This window comes from Methanoregula sp. UBA64, from assembly GCF_002502735.1.
Taxonomy (GTDB): Archaea; Halobacteriota; Methanomicrobia; order Methanomicrobiales; family Methanospirillaceae; genus Methanoregula.
Window position 1 is genome coordinate 25,613 of record NZ_DAQC01000004.1, and the last position, 17,788, is coordinate 43,400.

Annotated in this window: 14 protein-coding genes; 7 read left to right on the forward strand and 7 right to left on the reverse strand. The window is 57.2% G+C overall.

The window, feature by feature from the left end:
• Positions 1–4 precede the first annotated feature (4 nt).
• From BP758_RS07355 to BP758_RS07365, 3 genes are all read right to left on the reverse strand, one after another.
• Positions 5–952 (reverse strand): tetratricopeptide repeat protein, encoded by a 948-nt coding sequence (locus tag BP758_RS07355; protein ID WP_292370222.1) that lies wholly within the window; start codon positions 950–952, stop codon positions 5–7.
• Between the two features lie 154 nt (positions 953–1,106).
• Positions 1,107–1,541 (reverse strand): hypothetical protein, encoded by a 435-nt coding sequence (locus BP758_RS07360; RefSeq protein WP_292370223.1) that lies wholly within the window; start codon positions 1,539–1,541, stop codon positions 1,107–1,109.
• Between the two features lie 145 nt (positions 1,542–1,686).
• A complete protein-coding gene (locus BP758_RS07365) occupies positions 1,687–2,316 on the reverse strand; it encodes a hypothetical protein (protein ID WP_292370224.1) in 630 nt (209 codons plus the stop codon).
• A gap of 147 nt (positions 2,317–2,463) precedes the next feature.
• Between BP758_RS07365 and BP758_RS07370 the strand changes: the two genes are divergently transcribed.
• The 4 genes from BP758_RS07370 to BP758_RS07385 all read left to right on the forward strand — a co-directional run bounded on the left by BP758_RS07370 (position 2,464) and on the right by BP758_RS07385 (position 7,738).
• Positions 2,464–2,913, forward strand: a complete 450-nt coding sequence (locus BP758_RS07370; RefSeq protein ID WP_292370225.1) for a hypothetical protein — start codon at positions 2,464–2,466, stop codon at positions 2,911–2,913.
• Positions 2,914–3,010: 97 nt separating this feature from the next.
• A complete protein-coding gene (locus BP758_RS07375; RefSeq protein ID WP_292370226.1) occupies positions 3,011–4,588 on the forward strand; it encodes a zinc ribbon domain-containing protein in 1,578 nt (525 codons plus the stop codon).
• 226 nt (positions 4,589–4,814) lie between these two features.
• Positions 4,815–5,417, forward strand: a complete 603-nt coding sequence (locus BP758_RS07380) for a HEAT repeat domain-containing protein (RefSeq protein WP_292370227.1) — start codon at positions 4,815–4,817, stop codon at positions 5,415–5,417.
• Between the two features lie 230 nt (positions 5,418–5,647).
• Positions 5,648–7,738 (forward strand): PAS domain-containing protein, encoded by a 2,091-nt coding sequence (locus BP758_RS07385; protein ID WP_292370228.1) that lies wholly within the window; start codon positions 5,648–5,650, stop codon positions 7,736–7,738.
• 24 nt (positions 7,739–7,762) lie between these two features.
• Here the strand turns inward: BP758_RS07385 and metG are convergent, their stop codons facing one another.
• Positions 7,763–9,751, reverse strand: a complete 1,989-nt coding sequence (gene metG, locus BP758_RS07390) for a methionine--tRNA ligase (RefSeq protein WP_292370229.1) — start codon at positions 9,749–9,751, stop codon at positions 7,763–7,765.
• Positions 9,752–9,794: 43 nt separating this feature from the next.
• Here metG and BP758_RS07395 point away from each other — a divergent pair, with 43 nt between their 5' ends.
• Together BP758_RS07395 and BP758_RS07400 are read left to right on the forward strand one after the other, a co-directional pair.
• Complete coding sequence (locus BP758_RS07395) at positions 9,795–10,595, forward strand: hypothetical protein (RefSeq protein WP_292370230.1); 801 nt, start codon at positions 9,795–9,797, stop codon at positions 10,593–10,595.
• Positions 10,596–10,758: 163 nt separating this feature from the next.
• Positions 10,759–12,348, forward strand: coding sequence for a PKD domain-containing protein (locus BP758_RS07400; protein WP_292370231.1), 1,590 nt, complete (start codon positions 10,759–10,761; stop codon positions 12,346–12,348).
• 66 nt (positions 12,349–12,414) lie between these two features.
• Here the strand turns inward: BP758_RS07400 and BP758_RS07405 are convergent, their stop codons facing one another.
• The 3 genes from BP758_RS07405 to BP758_RS07415 form a co-directional block, all read right to left on the reverse strand.
• Positions 12,415–13,947: an RNB domain-containing ribonuclease gene (locus BP758_RS07405; RefSeq protein ID WP_292370232.1), complete on the reverse strand. Its 1,533-nt coding sequence runs from the start codon at positions 13,945–13,947 to the stop codon at positions 12,415–12,417.
• Positions 13,948–14,127: 180 nt separating this feature from the next.
• Positions 14,128–14,796, reverse strand: a complete 669-nt coding sequence (locus tag BP758_RS07410; RefSeq protein WP_292370233.1) for a metal-dependent hydrolase — start codon at positions 14,794–14,796, stop codon at positions 14,128–14,130.
• Between the two features lie 110 nt (positions 14,797–14,906).
• Positions 14,907–15,515 carry a response regulator receiver protein gene (locus tag BP758_RS07415; protein WP_292370234.1) on the reverse strand — a complete coding sequence of 203 codons (609 nt, stop codon included), beginning with the start codon at positions 15,513–15,515 and terminating at the stop codon, positions 14,907–14,909.
• A 294-nt stretch (positions 15,516–15,809) separates the two neighbouring features.
• Here BP758_RS07415 and glyS point away from each other — a divergent pair, with 294 nt between their 5' ends.
• Positions 15,810–17,531, forward strand: coding sequence for a glycine--tRNA ligase (gene glyS, locus BP758_RS07420; RefSeq protein ID WP_292370235.1), 1,722 nt, complete (start codon positions 15,810–15,812; stop codon positions 17,529–17,531).
• The last annotated feature ends 257 nt before the right edge of the window (positions 17,532–17,788 follow it).

The following is a 17,788-nucleotide window of genomic DNA, read 5'->3' on the forward strand; positions in this document are numbered from 1 at the left end:
CTGCCTACCTGCTCAGGATATCCAGCACTTCTGCAAACGTGCGATGGGCATCCTCAAACCGCCCCTCCTTTAACTGGGCAAAACCCCTCGCAACGCCGGCCCGCACGTCCTTTATATCGATATAATAGGCCTGGTCAAAGGCCTTCCCCGATTCGCGGAACTTTCGCAGTGCAAAACAGGAGTTGCTCAAGGCAACCCAGGCATCGGCGTTTACCGGATCAGTGCCCAGGGATTCCGTGAGGCATGCGATCGCTTCGTCGTGCCTGCCAAGCAGGGAGAGCGCGAGCCCCTTGCGGTAGAGTACCCGGGGGTTTTGCGGCTGGAGAGAAAGCGCATGGTCCAGCGGGATGAGCGCATCCTCGTACCGTTTCTGGTTGATCCGTGCAATTCCTTTGTTGAGGTGGGCGGAGAGGTAAAACGGGAAGATCTTTAGTGCCCGGTCATAACAGGCCACCTCTTCCTCGTACCGCTTAAGTTTCCCGAGAGCGTACCCCTTGTTCACCCATGCCGACAGGTACTTTCCCCGCAGGGAAAGGGCACGCTCGCAGCACTCCACCTCTTCTGCATATCTCCCCAGCATCCCCAGAGCCACGCCCCTGCTGTTCCAGGCAGCAGCATCTTCCGGATCGAGGGCCAGCGCCCGGTCGCAGCATGCAATCTTCTCCTCGAACCGCTTGAGTTTTCCCAGGGCAAATCCCTTCGTGGTCCAGGCCCCGGTACATGCGGGATCGAGTTCGAGGGCCTTGTCGCAGCAGGCTATCTCCTCCTCGTACCTTCCCAGTTTCCCGAGCGCAAATCCCATTCCCGTCAGGGCAGATGCGGAACGGGGGTTTATGGCAAGGGCTTGGGCATACGACGCGAGTGCGTCCTCGTGCCGTCCCTCCCTGCTGTCGATTTGGCCTTTCCTGCAGCACTCCTCCGCAGAGACCCCTGGTTGTTCCTGTTCTATCATGCCAGTAGGTTACGGACCCCTCGGGCACGGCCCCAGCAACGGATTGTAGCGCAGAGGAAGAGCCCGGAACTTTCTTACGTTCCAGTAATAGCGGTTCTCTTTTTTTATAGATACCTGACCGTGCGCCGGGTTCTCCTGCAGGACATCCTGGTTTTCAGGTGACCCGGTACCCGTGCCTTTCCAGGTACTCCGCACGGCGCTCCTCTGCATCCGGGCACGATTCGGGGATCTCTTTTTCCGCAGCCTCCCAGAGTGCCTTGAGGTCTGCGTCGTCCGAGTGCAGGTTCAGGGTCCCGGTGACCGTTCCCCGGGGATTCCCTTTCGTATCGGCGATCCGCATGACCACGCACCGGTAGAACTTGCACTGGGCAGGACTGTCGCGGTGGATGGTGCACCTCAAAAGGCTGCCATCGGGACGGAGGAACCGGCAGGCATGCGGGTGCGCGTCGGGAAACGTGTGATCCGAGAAGATCTCACGCTTGTCCTCATCGATGCACGCGGTAAACGGCGTCCCGGTCGAGACGGATTCGCAGGCAAACGTAAAAGGCCCGGTCTGGCGCTCGATGACGATATAATCCCCAAGATGCATGCAGCATGTTCCGCACTGCCGGCAGGTAAACACCATCTGATCCTCTGCGGGATACTATAAGCGAACGCCGGGTGTAACGGTAAACCGGCAAACGCCGTTCCCTTTTATGTATCCGGTTTTCTATCAGGGGTAAAAAAAGCGTCGGTTAATGGATCTTATCCGCCGCGGACCGGGCAAGTGCCTTGAGAGTCTCGTAATCCGTAGTCGTTCCCCCCATGGTCAGTTCCTCGTACACGTTCTTTTTGGTAAAGATGATCGTATACGTCGAGGAGAACGGATCGGCCGTGGGTTTCCGGAAGGCATAGGTGTGCTCGCCCAGATTCGGGCAGGGGAGCTCGTAGATCGTCTCCCCGGAACCGGTTCCCGCGACGACGGCATCCTTTTTTACGTTATACACCAGGTTCATGTTTTCCCGGGCATAAATGCCAATCACCTGCCGGAACCCGGTCAGGTCGTCCTTTGCCTTGTTCATCCGGTAATAGGTGACCTGGTACCCGTCCCGCCATCCCAGGTCGCGCAGTACCTGTTCTGTCTCGCGGTAGGTAAGGTCGGAGCGTTCCTTGAGGATATAGTCTGCCGGCATATCGGCGGGTTCGAGGGCCATATCAGAGGCCCTTACGGTCGCAACAGGGCTGTTTGTTGTGGGCACCGGGGAAGGTGCGGCGGTGATCTCCGGCGTCGGGGCGACCGGATCGGGAAAGATGGCCGAGAGACATCCTGCACTGGCAAGGGCTGCCGCAAGGACCACACAGAGAAGACCTGCTCCGGTATGCATATCCTACGGTTGATAAGTAGTACGGTAAATTGTTTCTCGCACGGGCAGGGAGATTAAAAAAACATCCGGGCCGGTTATGTCAGCGGGATCCGTGCAGAAACACTTTAACCGAGACAGCTCCATCTCCTCCTAAAGAAGGTCTGTTACATGCCGGCCGGCAGTATCGCAATGCTTGACGTGGATCACCATATTCACCTGATCCCCGTAGGAAGAGTACAGAAGCTGAGTATCGAACATTCTGCAATCAAAAAAGTGGAGAACGAGAAGTTCGAGGTTGCATGTATTCTCAGGCTTTTTGTTGAAGGGGACACCCACCCCCTTGAAGATGTGATCCGGCTTACGTTTGCCGCTGCACGCCTGCCCGGGCCGCAGATGATGACCGAACTGACATTTATCCAGAACCATATCATAAAGGAGATCTTCGACTGGGCGTTATCCGGCGAACTGTCCACGTGTTCTTCGGACGATCCGCTGGCAAAAGAGTGCGGGGTTGCCCTCTCGTCTACGATTATGAGGGAACTGCTTGCTTCAAAGACACTCAAAGACGTGCTCGATCGCCACGGCGCACTTTCGGAATCCATGGCGGTGACACGGTAAAACAATGCCACAAAGGTAATCTTCTTACTGGTGCAAATATCTATCACGGCAGATTTCCCGCGCTTAACCCGATACGAGGAAAAAGGAAGTCATAAGTATGGACGATCCAGCGTTACAAGGCGACGAGCAGATACTTATCCGGACTCAGGGAGTCCATGTAAAATCGATCTCCTTTGAGGGGATCCTGACCACCCGGCGCATCATCCTGGTGGACCGGATCAAGGGGGTCCTCCCCCCAAAGGAGATCCCGCTTTCCACCATCCAGTCCGTAGAACCCGGGGAGAATGCTATCCGGGACCAGGTGATCGCCCTCGGCGTGATCACAAGGACCGGCGGGGCCCGGCAGATGGTGCTCACCTTCTCCCGTGAAGGGGGAGGGAACCGGGCAAAGGAACGCGACGAATGGGTCCGCCAGATCGAGGCGCACCTCGGAGGGCCGTCGTTTGAACCGGTGGCGCAACCGGCACCGGTCAGGAGCATTCCCCCGCAGTACGGGGCCCCGGGCGCGTACGCCCCTTCCGGCTACCCCGCCCCCGCACAGCCCCGTGCCGAACCCCCGACGGCCATGCCCGCTCCCGAACCCGCACCTGCTCCCCAGGAGACTATCCTTGGAACCTATTGTACCAAATGCGGCACGAAGGTACCGGAGAATTCGGCCTTCTGCAACAAGTGCGGGACACGTATCATGAGGCCCGGGGAAACCGCACCTGCCGCGGCCCCGGCACCTGCGGCAGTACAGAAAGCGCGTCCGGTCGAGCGGGAGATGCAGTCCGTTGAACCGCTGATGGAGAGATCGACCGTCTCGGCACCGCGGGATCCCCTCCGCACCCCTCCGCAGGCACCGCCCGCCCGGCCATACACCGCCCCGACGCCGGTTGCTGCTCCCCCGGCCACGCCGGCGGCGCATGCTGCCCCGGCACCGGCAAAGAAGGAGAAGAGACGGTTTATGCCCAAACTCTTCTCCCCAAAAGACCTGCCGCCGACTCCGCTTGTCCAGACGTCCGCAAAACCGCCCGCTCCCAAAAAGCCGTCCAATAAGAAGAAGATCCTTCTTATTGCCGGCGTTGTTATCGTGCTCCTTGTCGTTGTCGTCGGGGCAGTAGTTGTCCTACCAAAGACGGGACTGCTCACCGGCCTCTTCCATGGATCGACGAGTAGCGGATCCAGCGGCGCCGCAGCAACGGCAACCGTTACCGCAAAAACCACGTCATCAGCAGGATCTGCGGCCGGTGTCGTTGCTGCAACGCTGACACCGGTTTCAGTCCCCCAGAGCGGCGTATTTGTCTATGTAAACTATATCGGCGGATGGAAGGGTACCTATGGAACGGCAAACGAGACGTTCAAGGCCACGAACTCCGGCGAACGCATCATGGAAGTGGTGAATGCAACCGGACCGGTCTCTGCATCGTTCGGGAAACAGGACGGCTCCAGCCACGGACTTACCGTCACGATCTACAAGAACGGCAAAGCACTGACAACCGGGACCTCCACTGCGGCAAACGGCCAGGTAACCCTCTCCGTGGATACCGTTACCGGCGTTGCACAGCAGCCGGTGGTCAGCGGGGGCAACAGTGCCGCCGTAACAACGACGGTTGCGGCTGCCACGAACACTACGGTAAAAACAACGACAAGCGCTACGGCAAACGTGACCGCAGCAAAAACAACTGCAAAATAGACCCCTCGTTAATCGCACGAGATACCGGGGAATCCCCCGGTACTTTTTTTATTTTGCCTTTTTTTAGATCCCCGGTCCCCCTAAATCATGGTAGAGCCATCATCGCGGGGCAGGCGGGATTGTCCGCATCCTCCCTAACGGGCAGTGTCCCTGGCCGGCGAGACCATGACCGGTTCAGCGGAGTTTATATGTCCGACGCCAGAACATAGGTTAAGAAGAGAATACCATGGCTGAAGGCAAACCTATCCCCCCGAAGGGTGCAGAGACCCTGGATCGCCAGGGTACCGATATGCTGGTACAGACGTTCCATTCAGACGCAGATCCGGCTATCCGGAGATATGCCGTCTATCTCCTCGGAAAATCCGGCGATCCCCTGGCCCTGCGGCCCCTGGTCGAAGCGCTTGCCGATCCGGAAAAAACCGTGCGGGAGCAGGCCATGCTCTCGCTCGTGGACTCCGGGAGATCCGCGATCACTCCCCTGACCGATGCCCTGGCAAAAGATCCCAAATGGGAGGCACGGTACCGTGCTGCCGAGGCCCTCGGAAAACTTGCCGACGAAGAGGTCCTTATGCCCCTTATCCGGGGGTTAAACGACAAACGCGACCATGTCCGTTACATGGCGGCAAAGGGGCTTATGATGCTCGGGGACTCCCGCGCCATCGAACCGTTAATCATTCTCCTTGCCGATGAAAACCGTGTGGTGCGGATGATGACCGCACGGGCCCTCTCCGCGATAGGGGGAGAACGGGGACACCGTGCGCTGGAGGCTGCGCTTTCTTCCGAGCAGGACGAAGAAGTAAAGAATGTTCTCCGCGAAGCACTGCAATAAGGTTACTGAAGGATAATACCGAAGGCTTTGCCGTTTTCGGCAATCAAATGAAAATAATTATAGGTCAGCCCGGTCAGATCCCTCAAAACAACTCGAGAGGGGATATATGCCCGGCGTAATCCTTTGCAGGATCTCGGGAAACACTACCTGAAAGAGAGGGATGACCGTTGGGGATAAGAGATTTTCATTTCAATAAAAGCCGTTCCTTCTCCTATACCCTCCTTATCTCCATGGTACTGCTGGTCATCTGCCTTGTCGGGCTCATGACGGTGTATAACTATATCACGCTCAAGAACAGTTTTGACCAGGAGTCCCTGAACCTGGAGATACAGTCGGAACAGAGTATCGGGGCTGCACTGCGGCAGACCGATACAACAACGAGTGTGATGGACGAGCAGCTTAACCAGCAGATGCTCAGGGGATTTACCACCTTTTTTGCAGAATATAACCGGTCCGGCCACGATCCGGCAGCAATGGATCTTTCCAGAGTAAAAGAGACCCTTGGCGAGGGATACGATGTCGATGTCATCAATGAGTCCGGGGTGATCGTCTATTCGAGTTACCCCTCGGAGATAGGACTGGATTTCAGGAACGTCCCCTATTTCTACGATTACCTGACGAAGATCCGCCAGTCCGAAGGATTCTTCCCGGATCGTGTCGTGCACGAGATGCTGGGCACCGGCAAGTACCGCAAGTACGCATACGAACCCACGCCCGATCACCGGTATGTACTGGAGATAGGGTATTCCACCCCCTCATTTAGTGAGGTTAATTCAAAGCTTGACGATGAGAAGAACATCGCAGATATCGTAGCGGTGAATCCGTATATCGACACGTTCCACGTTTACGATGTGACCGGACACCGGACAGACGATGCAAGCCTGCCGGACAACTGGACCGAGGATAACCTCCAGCGGGTGATCGCATCGCGACAGACCCTTGAGAGCATCGATCCGGCAGATCACACAAAGGTCAGGTACCTGTTTGTCGATCTCAAGAACCCCCGGTACGGGTCCGACCTGAGCAGGATCGTTGAGTTGCGGTATAACTCCGGGCGCATCCAGGAGGCGCTCAACAACCTTGTCTTCATTCACCTGGTGTTCGGGAGTTTTGCGATCTTTGTAGGATGTATTATCGCGTTTTTCCTCTCCCGGAGGATGACCCGCCCCATAGCCAAGATCGCACGCGATGTAGATAGTATTGCCGGCGGGGATTTCGACCACCGTATCGGTACGACCAGTGCCCGGGAGTTCCAGACCCTGGAAAAAGGGATCAACACGATGGTGGACTCCTTAAAAGCCGCGACAAAATCCCTCAAGGACGATGAGATCTTCCAGAACGACCTCATGACCCAGATACCGGTTGCGGTCTTTATAAAACGGACCGATACCGGCAGGTATTTTTTCTGGAACCGGGCAAGCGAGGAGATCTTTGAACGGCCGGCGGACGAGGTGATCGGGAAGACCGACGAGGAACTCTTCCCGGGCCCCATGGCGGACCGGATAAAAAAAGAAGACCGGGAAGCGCTTGGCACCCGGGTGGAACTCAGGTACTCAAAAGTAACGACAAAGACGAAAGGAGAACGCATCATCCACATGATCATCGTCCCGATCCCCGATTCCACAAAATCGGTGCGGTACCTCCTCGGTATTGCCGAGGACGTGACCGACGAGGCAACCAAGCTCAAGCGGGATCTCCTCTTCAGCATCACGCGGAGCGATATCCTCGAACAGCTTGCCGTGATTATGACCCACCTCGAACGGGCCCAGCTCAAGGCAACGCAGGACGAGATGGAGATCTTTTTTGCAAAGACCCTCGGGTCCGTGGAGGCCATCAAGAACCAGATCGCGTACGAACGGGGGAACCAGGATCCCCGGACCATGGTATCGCCGGTCTGGCAGCCGGTTGACCGGGCATTCGACAAGGCAGTCCGGATGCTGCCCGGGCAGACCACCGTTGATATCTCCTGCGGGACCGGCCCGGTGGAGATCCTTGCCGATCACCTCCTCCCCCGGATCTTCTTGAGTCTCCTTTCCCTCTCGTTCCGTCTCGGCGGGCCCGAATTTTCAAAGATACGCCTCGGTGCCCACCTCCAGGGAGATTCCCTTGCCCTTGTCTACGAAGACAACTGCATGGGCATCCCCGTTGAGGAAAAAGAACGGATATTCGAGTTTGGGTACAGCAGGGAAAATACCGCAAGCCTCTTTTTAGCCCGCGAGCTGCTCAGCTTTACCGGGATTACGATTACCGAGACCGGCGAACCGGGAAAAGGCCTGAGGTTCGTAATCCTTGTTCCAAAAGAGCATTTCCGGGGATTATAAAAAAGGAAAAAATGCCGGTAACCGTTACCGGATCTTTGTGCCCGGTTCGACCGGTTTTAACGGCGTGAGCAGCGAGGCTGCATCCCCGGCCGCAAGGATCATGCCGTTGCTTTCCACGCCAAAGATCTTTGCCGGGGCAAGGTTTGTCAGCACCACGACATCCTTTCCCACCAGCTCTTCAGGTTTGTAGAACTGTGCAATCCCGCTCACGATCTGCCGGGTCTCTCCCCCGACATCCACCTGGAGTTTTAAGAGCTTGCTCGATTTGGGGATATTCTCGGCTGCGAGCACTTTTCCGGTCTTCATCTCGACGTTACTGAAATCCTCGATTGATATCATCGGTGTCTTCTCCATCTTCTTATTGGCTTCGCGGACTCGCTGCTGGAGTAGTGCATCCAGCTCTGCGATCTGCTCCTCTTCCAGCTTTGCAAAGAGCGGGGCCGGGACGGGGATCTGCCTTTCGGGCAGGATCTCCGTTCCTTCATCGATACGGTGGGCTGAAACCTTGTCGGTATACCCGAGCTGCGCCCAGCACTCCTGTGCTTTCTGCGGCATTACCGGCTCGATCAAGAGCGCAAGTGCCTTTGCAACCTGGCAGCTGTTTTTGATCACCTGTGCCGCTGCAGCCCGGTCGGTCTTGATCAGTTTCCACGGTGCATTTGTCTGTATGTAGGTGTTCCCGAACGCAGCAAGCGCCATCACCGTGTCGACCGCTCCCTTGAACTCGTAGGCCTGCATCTGGTCGTCAACACTTTTCTGGCACTTCTCGATCTCGGCAAGGATCGCCGGATCAACGGTCCCGCCCGGGACACCGCCAAACTCCTTGTGCGCAAAGAAGAGCGTCCGGTACATGAAGTTCCCGAGGATGTTGACGACCTCGTTGTTGATCCGCTCGCCAAAGACCTTCCACGAGAAGTTGAGTTCCTTGGTGTGACTCGTATAGGCGAGCAAGTAGTACCGCAGGTAATCCGCGGGAAGGCCTTTGTCAAGATAATCGTCGTTGGTCCAGACCACGTAACCCCGGGACTTCGAGAACTTGTGGTCGTCGACTTTTACCATCCCGCTTGCGACGACTGCATACGGCTCACCATACCCGGCACCGTGGAGGATCCCCGGCCAGAAGATGCAGTGGTGATAGATGATGTCGCCGCCGATAAAATGCGTGACCCGGTTTTCCCCGCACCAATACTTCTTCCAGTCGTTCCCGGTCTTTTCTGCCCATTCTTCCGTGAACGCGATGTACCCGATCGGGGCATCGACCCAGACATAGACCACGAGATCGTCGCGGCCGGGGAACTTCACACCCCATTCGAGGGTCCGGGTGATGCACCAGTCGTGGAGCTCGTCCTTGATCCAGCCGATGGCATAGTTCTTTGCATTGCTCGTGCCTTTGAGCTGGTCGAGATAGGGGAGCAGGTAGTCCTTGAACGCGGACAGTCTGAAGAAATAATGCTCCTGATCGCGGAACTCCGCCTTTGTCCCGCAGACCTTGCAGACCGGGTCCTTGATCTCGCCGGGCTCAAGGTGCTTGCCGCAGCCCTGGTCGCACTCGTCCCCCCGGGCCTGCTTGCCGCAGTAGGGACAGGTGCCTTCCACATACCGGTCCGGGAGGAACCTCTTGCACTTCGGGCAGTACGCCTGGTGGACGACCTGCTTGTACACGTAGCCGTTTTTTACCAGCCGGTTCATGATCTCCTGGGTACGGTGGTGGTTTGCCGGGTCGTCGGTCATGCCGAAATAATCAAAGTTGACCCCGATCCGTTTGAAGGTTTCATCGAAGTGTTTGTGGTACCGCTCGGAAAGCGCCCGCGGGGAGATCCCCTGCTCTTCAGCCGAGACCACGATCGGCGTCCCGTGGTTGTCCGAGCCCGAGACAAACACGACCTCTTCACCCGTCCGCCGCATATAGCGGACGTAACAGTCGGCGGGGACGTACGTTCGCAGATGCCCGAGATGGCAGGGCCCGTTGGTGTACGGGAGCCCGCAGGTAACCAGCAGCGGTGGTTTTGTCATTCTAGGTACTTTTTAGCATCTGATACGTAATAATTCCTGTACCATGGCAAAGATCGTTCCGCTTCCGACACGGGCATTTGGTGCGGAACCCGATGTGCCGGATGTGGCCGCGCTCGCCGGCTGGATCGCAGAGCACCGGGGGACCGCTGCCGACCTTCACGCGTACCAGTTGGATGTATCGCTTGCTCCCCAGCTTGCGGCCGGCATTACAACTCCCTGTGCCGGCGGTCTTTTCTGCCGGGACCGGGTTCTCGGACAACTCACCGGGTTAAACAAAAAACAGGACACCGCAACCGGCGAGATTGATACGGAGGGTACTGCTCTCTCAGAGGATGCAGCCCTGCTTGCGGTCCGGAAAAAAAATATCTGGTGTGCCCTCCCCGCCCCGTCAGCGCTCGGGGTCACCGATGCGTACTATGGCGATGAAGAGGAATGGCAGGATGCTCTTGCCAGGGCTTACCAAAGAATGATGCGGAACATGCGGGACGCCGGAACGGGCGGGCATGTCCTCATCGGGGAAAAAGTCCCTGAAAGCGAAGTTGCCGCACTCGCCGGAAAAAATGTTTTTTTCTTTGTTGTGAATGCCTCCGCAGGGGATCTGGAAATAGTGATAGAGCACCAGCGTGAGGTAGCCGTCCCCCCCTCCCTGCTTGGCGAAATCATTTCTCTCACCGGGGAGTACGATATACGCCGTATTGTTATTGTCGATCCGGATGAGGGTGCCATAAAAACAGCCCTCTCCTCGTTTGATCCGGACCAGATCTCTACAGGGGGCTACTGCACTTCTTCCTGCGATACCTACTGGAAAAAACTCGCAGAGTCTGCCGTATACCGGAAAGAGTGACCACCGGGCAGATGAGGGGGTGTAGCTGATTTCGTGCCTGCTCCCGATATATCAGGCAAACATTAATAACAGCAGATAAAAGCAATGGTACTATAAAGAGTGATAGTATGCAGTCTTCCTGTTGTTTCGCATTCACGGGTAGAAAAACCGCAGGAGAGCCGGTATGAAGGACCGATCAGTTTTTCTGGGAGGCCTGATCCTCTGCCTGCTGGTCTTCCTGGCCGGGCCGGTCTCTGCCGATAAACCTGTTGCATCGTTCATTACCAACAGCACGTCGGGAGGGACGCCGTTTTCCGTCCAGTTCATGGACTCCTCGCTGAATTCTCCCACCGGGTGGACCTGGCTGTTTGGGGATGGCGGGACCGCTTATGTCCAGAACCCGGTTCATACGTATACCACCTCGGGTTCGTATACCGTAACCCTTATTGCGAAAAATACCGCCGGGTCGGACACGCTCACGAAAACCGGGTATATTACTGCGTTAAAACAGGCATCGGTCCCCACGGTCTCCTTTGCCACCAATGTAACCGGGGGAACAGCCCCGCTTTCGATCCAGTTCATCGATACTTCGACCAACTCACCTACCTCATGGGTGTGGTCGTTCGGGGACGGCAGTACCACAACCGGGCCGGATCCTGTTCACACCTATACCGCGGATGGGACATACACGGTCACCCTTACCGCCACCAACTCGGCCGGCAGCAACACGATATCGAAGACTGCCTATATCACCGTAAACAGGGCAACCGATCCTCCGACAGCGATCTTTAAGGCCACTAAAACCTCAGGAGGTTCGCCTCTCGATGTCCAGTTCATGGACGCTTCAACCAACTCACCGTCAGCGTGGACCTGGTCGTTTGGTGACGGAGGTACATCCACGCTTCCTAACCCGACCCATACCTACACGGTACCGGGGAGCTACACAGTCACCCTTACCGCTACGAATTCACAGGGAAGCAATACGGTCTCTCAGTCGGGCTACATCACCGTAACTGCCTCGGTTCCGATTGCTTCCTTTACCTCGAATGTAACCTCAGGGATAAAACCACTCACGGTCCAGTTCACCGATACCTCCAATAATACCCCAACCGGGTGGTACTGGACATTCGGTGACGGCGGCACCTCGACGCTCCAGAACCCGATATACACCTATACGACTCTCGGGACCTATGCAGTATCGCTCGGTGCCTCCAATTCTGCCGGCAGTAATACCACGACACAAAGCGGGTATATCACGGTCAGCAATGCGGTACCGGTACCGGCGGCCTCCTTTACCGCGGATGTCCGATCAGGAACCGCCCCGCTCACGGTCCGGTTCACCGACACCTCGACCAATGCACCCAGCGGCTGGCAGTGGGCATTCGGCGACGGAATCTTAAACACGGAAGAAAACCCCTCCCACACCTATACCTCGGCAGGCACCTACTCAGTATCCCTGACTGCCGTCAATTCGGGCGGGAGAAACGTGTCCGTGATGCCGGGCTATATCACGGTCTCAGCACCGGCAGCCACGGCAACCCCGACGCAAATCCCGACAACCCTGGCTGAAACCTCCGAAATGACAACATCGGTACAGTACACGACAACCCCGGTCGTGACAGCAACCGCAGCGGCAGCGGCAGGGACCGGGCCGTCGTGGATTTTACCCTTGATCGGCGGCGTTATCCTCGTCGTGGTCATCCTTGCGGTCCTTCTCCATGTCCGCGGCGGACGCGGTGGCGGCAGAGGACGGTACCGCGGCGGGGACCTCTGATCTTTTTTTTACAAAAACGCTGTTTTTAAAAAAAGCAGGATTCTTCCGGGACAAATCCCACGAGCCTTATCCCATCTTTTCCCTGCCAATGCACTCGAAGTCGATATAGCCGTTGTACGGATCGGTTGCAAGGAGCCGGACCCGGACCTTCTGGCCGACAAAAAGACCCCTCTCGCCCCGGGTCACGCGTCCCTCTGCAGGGGGATCGAGAAGCCGGACATAGGTCCCCTTATCTGCAGCACCGGTCACGAGCGCGTCGAAGTTCTTCCCGATACTATCTGCAAGGAGCACAGCGGCGACCGACTTTCTCATGAACCGTTTTACCTTTTTGGATGCCTTCTCCCGATCGGACAGCCAGAGTGCCCGGTCACGCAGCTCGGCGGGGCTGTACGGGCAGGGCTGGTTATGGAAGACCGCTTTTATCATCCGCTGGTTGATGATATCCACGTACCGGCGGTTCGGTGCCGTTGCGTGCGTGTAATCGACGACAGCAAGGGCAAAATGCCCCGTGGGAGTCTCCCCGGGTTCGAGCAGGACGTATTCGCCCGGCCCCATGAGCTTGACGACCGTGAGCGACAGGTCGGGGAAATGAAGGGGGTCTGCGGCCTTCTGTTTGGTGAGGAACTGCGCCAGCGCCCGGGCATCCGGAACCTCGGGGAGTGTCTCCCCAACCGTTGCTGCGACAAGCACCATCCCTGCCCAGTCCCGCGGGGTCTTTACCACCCGTTGTATCATGGGAAGACCGGCTTTACCCAGCTGGGCCACCATGGTCCCGTTCGCGGCGACCATGAACTCCTCAATGAGGCCCCGTGCCGGGTTATGCTTGTGGGTGACAAGGCCGCGAACTTCATCGTTTTCCATGACCACTTCAGCCTCAAGGGTGTCCAGTTCGAGCGCCCCCTGCGCCCTCCGGTACGTCCGCAGCAATCCTGCCGCCTCGTTCTGGAGCTGGAGCTGCGCTTCCAGTCCTTCAAGGGACCGGACACCCTCCGGCACCGGGGCAGTCCCGTCGAACCATGCCCCGATCACTTCGTACACCAGTTTTGCCCGGTTGCAGACAAGGGAGGGAAAGATCCGCTGTGGGACAAAACTCCCGTCAGGCCGCACGATAAACTCGATGACAACAGAAAGCCGGTCCCGGTCCGGCAGGAGCGAGGTGATGCCGTAAGAGAGTTTCTCCGGCAGCATCGGGAAGGTGAGGACACCGGTATAGATCGTTGTCCCGTTGTGGCCGGCGTACTCGTCTGCCGGGGTCTGGCGGCGGACCAGGGAATCGACGTCAGCGATGGCGACCTTGACGAGAATGCCCCCATCGGCACAGCGCTCGCAGTACTCCAGCTGGTCGAGGTCGCGGGAATCGTGGTTGTCGATGGAAGACCACAGGAGGCTGCGCAGATCCTCTGTGCCGGCAGGGACCTCGTAAAACTTCTGCTCCTGTATCGGGCCCACCTGGTCCATCACTGCGGGGGGAAACCGGGGCACAAAGCCGTATTTTTCCATTGCGTGCCAGGCAATGGTTTTTAAATTGACATCGTGGATATGGCGGGGAGAAGAGTTCTGGCGAGGATCCCGGCGGGACGGGGAGTGAGGTGGCTTCATGGTGACTGGAAGGGATCTTACCCTGAAACGTTAAATACTTCCTCAAACGGTTGCAGGGAAAGCCTGTCGGCGTCTTTTTTAGTTTGTCCGGGAAAAAGAGGAGACCAGATACCGTCATTCACATCCCGGAACGGGAGTTCGCAGCAAATCTTCCGTGGCCCGAATATCTGAAAAAAACAGTTACTGTACCGGCGAACATTCCATGCTTTCGCCGGGTTTCAGGATCCTGACCGAGATATCGGCGGTCCGTTCGAGGGCTTTTTTGAACGGGACATGATCGGCAGCTATCCGGTCCCAGGTATTGTAATGGATCGGGACAACCGTTTTTGCCCCGACAAACTGCGCTGCCATCATCGCCTCTGCCGGCCCCATGGTGTATCTCCCGCCAATGGGAAGGAGCGCGATAGCGGGGTGATACAGTTCCCCGATCAGTTTCATATCTGAGAAGAGCGCAGTGTCCCCGGCGTGGTAAACGCTGACGCCATCCATGGTGATGACAAAACCCGCGGCAGCACCCCCGTCATACGAACCGGAATCGTCCTCGATCCGTGACGAGTGGACGGCCGGTGTCATGGTAAAGGATACACTGTCAAGTTCAAGCGTTCCGCCGATGTTCATACTCTCGGCCTGCACTCCCTTTGCCTTGAGATAGTATGCAACCTCACTGACAGCCACCGTCTTCTTCTTCAACGCGACCGCTTCGCCGAGATGGTCCGCATGCCCGTGGGTAATGGCCACGATATCCGGGTCAGTTCCCTTCACACTGCCGTCGCGGATAAACGGGTCTACCAGCACTTTTTTTGAACCGGTAAGCAGGACACATGAATGCCCGAGCCAGGTAAGCTGCATGTATGCAGATAGTGGATGCGAAGGGATGTAATTTTTGCGGGAGGTTATCTGGCACTTGCCAATACGGAGGTTGAGTAAGGAATTAAAAAAGGACCAGCAGGCCGTCACCTTCAGGTGACGTCGATAAGCTCTGCTTCGGTAATATCGATGGACTCGCCCAGGTTGTCCGCGGTCGCGCTCCGGGTCATCTGCTCGGAGAGGTCGCGATCCTCCATCACGTCGCGGATACGGGCAATATAGGGGTCGATGGTCGGGTCTTCCTGTTCCTCGATCACATGCCGGTATTCACGGAGGGTTGACGGACTGACCCCGAGTTCATCGGAAACTTCCTTCATTGTTTTTCCGGACTCGACAAGTTCCTCCATCTTTGCCTTGTCAAAAGGCATCTTGAAGTCGAGCTCACGGAAGAGCTTGAGCCGTACCCGTGCACGGGCGACCGTCTTGCTCAGTTTCTCGTCACCGAGTTCGCGTGCGATCTCGGTGTCGTTCTTGCCGGCGTAGAATGAGGTAACGAGCTTTGCGAGCTGGATCGGCTTGAGCGAAGTCTTGAAGATCCCCTGTTCGATGATCTCACGCATCACCAGCGCGACCTCGCGTTCGATTGCATCGCTATCCCTGAGGGTGCCATGAATGTTTTTCATCGGCTCGACAATCTTTGTCTTGCCGGACATGGTGCTGAAGAGTTCCAGCAGCTGTGATTTCCGTTTCTCTTCCGTCATTGCAAACCCCGTTTTGGGATTAGGATATACAATACCCGGTGTACTATTTAATCCTATCTTTACGCTTCTTTTGACCAGAAACCTTTTATTTGGTTCTGGATTGCCATTCCTTAACCCAGTATTTCCCGCAGGAATCCTGCATAACCCGGTACCATCAGATCCACTTAACTTTCAAGAAATCGCGCAAGAACGGGACTCTTCACGGGCAGCATGCTCCTGTACCGGACACGAGCCTTTTTGTCGGGAGTCGTACAAACGTGTAATACGAGATTATCCTAATTTCCCGTGATTACCATGAGCGATGTTTTTGAGAATGTCATGGACCTTGCCAAGCGACGGGGTTTCATCTGGCCGACGTCCGAATGCTACGGAGCGGTGGCCGGTTTTATCGATTACGGCCCGCTCGGCGCCATGATGAAGCGGCGGATCGAGAATATCTGGCGGCATTTCTATGTGGTCCAGGAAGGGTACTACGAGATCGAGTGCCCGACGATTGCACAGGAGGCAGTTTTTATCGCCTCCGGGCATGTGAAGGGCTTCTCAGACAAGATGTGCCAGTGCCCGCACTGCAATGAATACCTGCGGGCCGACCATGTGGCCGACGGCGGCGGTGTCGCAAATGCCGCAACCATGGACAATGCAACCCTCTCTGCCGCGATAGCCTCGTGCAAGTGCCCGGCCTGCGGAGAGATACTCGGGAACGTCGAGGTGTACAACTTCAACCTCATGTTCCAGACAACGATCGGCCCCGGTTCCCAGCGGGTCGGGTACCTCCGCCCCGAGACGGCGCAGGGGATGTTCGTGGACTTTACCCGGCTCCTGCGGTTCTACCGCGACAAGCTGCCCTTTGGCGCCGTTCAGATCGGGAAGTCCTACCGGAACGAGATCTCGCCCAGGCAGGGCATGATCCGGCTCAGAGAGTTCACCCAGGCCGAGGCCGAGATATTCGTCCACCCGAATGAGAAGAACCACCACCCGTCATTCAAACGGTATGCAGAGTACCGGATGCCCCTTCTCACCTATGTCCACCAGCAGAAGTGCGAGTCGGCGGTTGAGATGTCGATGCGGGAAGCGGTGGACAAGGGCATCATCGCAAACGAGTACGTTGCCTACTACGTGGCCCTTACCCACGAACTGCTGGTCACGGTCGGTATCAAGCCGGACCGGCTCCGGTTCCGCCAGCATCTCCCCGACGAGCGGGCGCACTATGCAACCGACTGCTGGGACGCGGAGGTCCACTCCGAGCGTTTCGGCTGGGTCGAGACAGTAGGGATTGCCGACCGGACCAACTACGACCTCAATGCGCACGGGAAGCAGAGCGGCACGTCGATGACGGTCTTCATCCAGTACGATCAGCCCAAAAAAGTCGAACGCCGGCGGATCATCCCGAACATGGGGGTGCTTGGCAAGCAGTACCGGCAGAAGGCAAAAGCGATCTTTACCGCCCTTGAAACTGCAAACCCGACTCCCGAAGGCGCCGATGTAACCGTTGACGGCGAGACGATCCACATCCCCGCAGATCTCTTCGAGGTCAGGGACGAGGTTGTGGATGTCCGTGGCGAGGAGATCATGCCCCATGTGATCGAGCCCTCGTACGGTATCGACCGGATGTGCTATGCCGTGCTCGAACAGGCGTACGACGAGGACACCGCGGATGGCGAGAAGCGCACGGTGCTCCGGTTCTCCCCGCAGGTTGCCCCGGTCCAGGTCGCGGTCTTCCCGCTCATGGCCAGGGACGACCTCGACACCATCGCAGAGGAGATCACGACCTCGCTCCAGAAGCGCGGCATCCTTGCCGAATACGACGATTCCGGTGCCATCGGCCGCCGGTACCGCAGGCAGGACGAGATCGGGACGCCTTTTGCGATCACGGTCGATTACGATTCAAAGGAGCAGCACACTGTTACCCTCAGGGACCGGGACAGCATGAAGCAGGTCCGGATCGCTATCGATACGATCCCGGAGACGCTCGGTGCGCTTGTACGGGGCGAGAAGAAGTTCGCGGAACTGGGATAATTTTTAATCTTTTTTCATATTGCAATTCTTCAATTGATTCTTGTTTTCTAAAAATTACGATGCCAGCCGCCGCCCCCGACGGGGCGCCCCCGCGGCGGCCTCAATTACCTTCAATATCCAAAAAAGGTAATCTGCCCGAGCAGAGGGCCCGACGAGGCGCCCGAGCGACCCCCGAAGGGGGTGGGAAGACTCGCATTTTCAAATCCGTGAACTGAATTAGGGGGATTTCAGAAATCCCCTTTTCCGCACAATTCCCT

Bases quoted from the DNA above. Each gene is read 5' to 3' on its own strand.
- BP758_RS07395 (WP_292370230.1), top strand. From the start codon at position 9,795: ATGGCAAAGATCGTTCCGCTTCCGACACGGGCATTTGGTGCGGAACCC.
- BP758_RS07410 (WP_292370233.1), bottom strand. From the start codon at position 14,796: ATGCAGCTTACCTGGCTCGGGCATTCATGTGTCCTGCTTACCGGTTCA.
- BP758_RS07370 (WP_292370225.1), top strand. From the start codon at position 2,464: ATGCCGGCCGGCAGTATCGCAATGCTTGACGTGGATCACCATATTCAC.
- BP758_RS07375 (WP_292370226.1), top strand. From the start codon at position 3,011: ATGGACGATCCAGCGTTACAAGGCGACGAGCAGATACTTATCCGGACT.
- BP758_RS07365 (WP_292370224.1), bottom strand. From the start codon at position 2,316: ATGCATACCGGAGCAGGTCTTCTCTGTGTGGTCCTTGCGGCAGCCCTT.
- metG (WP_292370229.1), bottom strand. From the start codon at position 9,751: ATGACAAAACCACCGCTGCTGGTTACCTGCGGGCTCCCGTACACCAAC.
- glyS (WP_292370235.1), top strand. From the start codon at position 15,810: ATGAGCGATGTTTTTGAGAATGTCATGGACCTTGCCAAGCGACGGGGT.
- BP758_RS07385 (WP_292370228.1), top strand. From the start codon at position 5,648: ATGGTACTGCTGGTCATCTGCCTTGTCGGGCTCATGACGGTGTATAAC.
- BP758_RS07405 (WP_292370232.1), bottom strand. From the start codon at position 13,947: ATGAAGCCACCTCACTCCCCGTCCCGCCGGGATCCTCGCCAGAACTCT.
- BP758_RS07380 (WP_292370227.1), top strand. From the start codon at position 4,815: ATGGCTGAAGGCAAACCTATCCCCCCGAAGGGTGCAGAGACCCTGGAT.
- BP758_RS07415 (WP_292370234.1), bottom strand. From the start codon at position 15,515: ATGACGGAAGAGAAACGGAAATCACAGCTGCTGGAACTCTTCAGCACC.
- BP758_RS07400 (WP_292370231.1), top strand. From the start codon at position 10,759: ATGAAGGACCGATCAGTTTTTCTGGGAGGCCTGATCCTCTGCCTGCTG.
- BP758_RS07355 (WP_292370222.1), bottom strand. From the start codon at position 952: ATGATAGAACAGGAACAACCAGGGGTCTCTGCGGAGGAGTGCTGCAGG.
- BP758_RS07360 (WP_292370223.1), bottom strand. From the start codon at position 1,541: ATGCATCTTGGGGATTATATCGTCATCGAGCGCCAGACCGGGCCTTTT.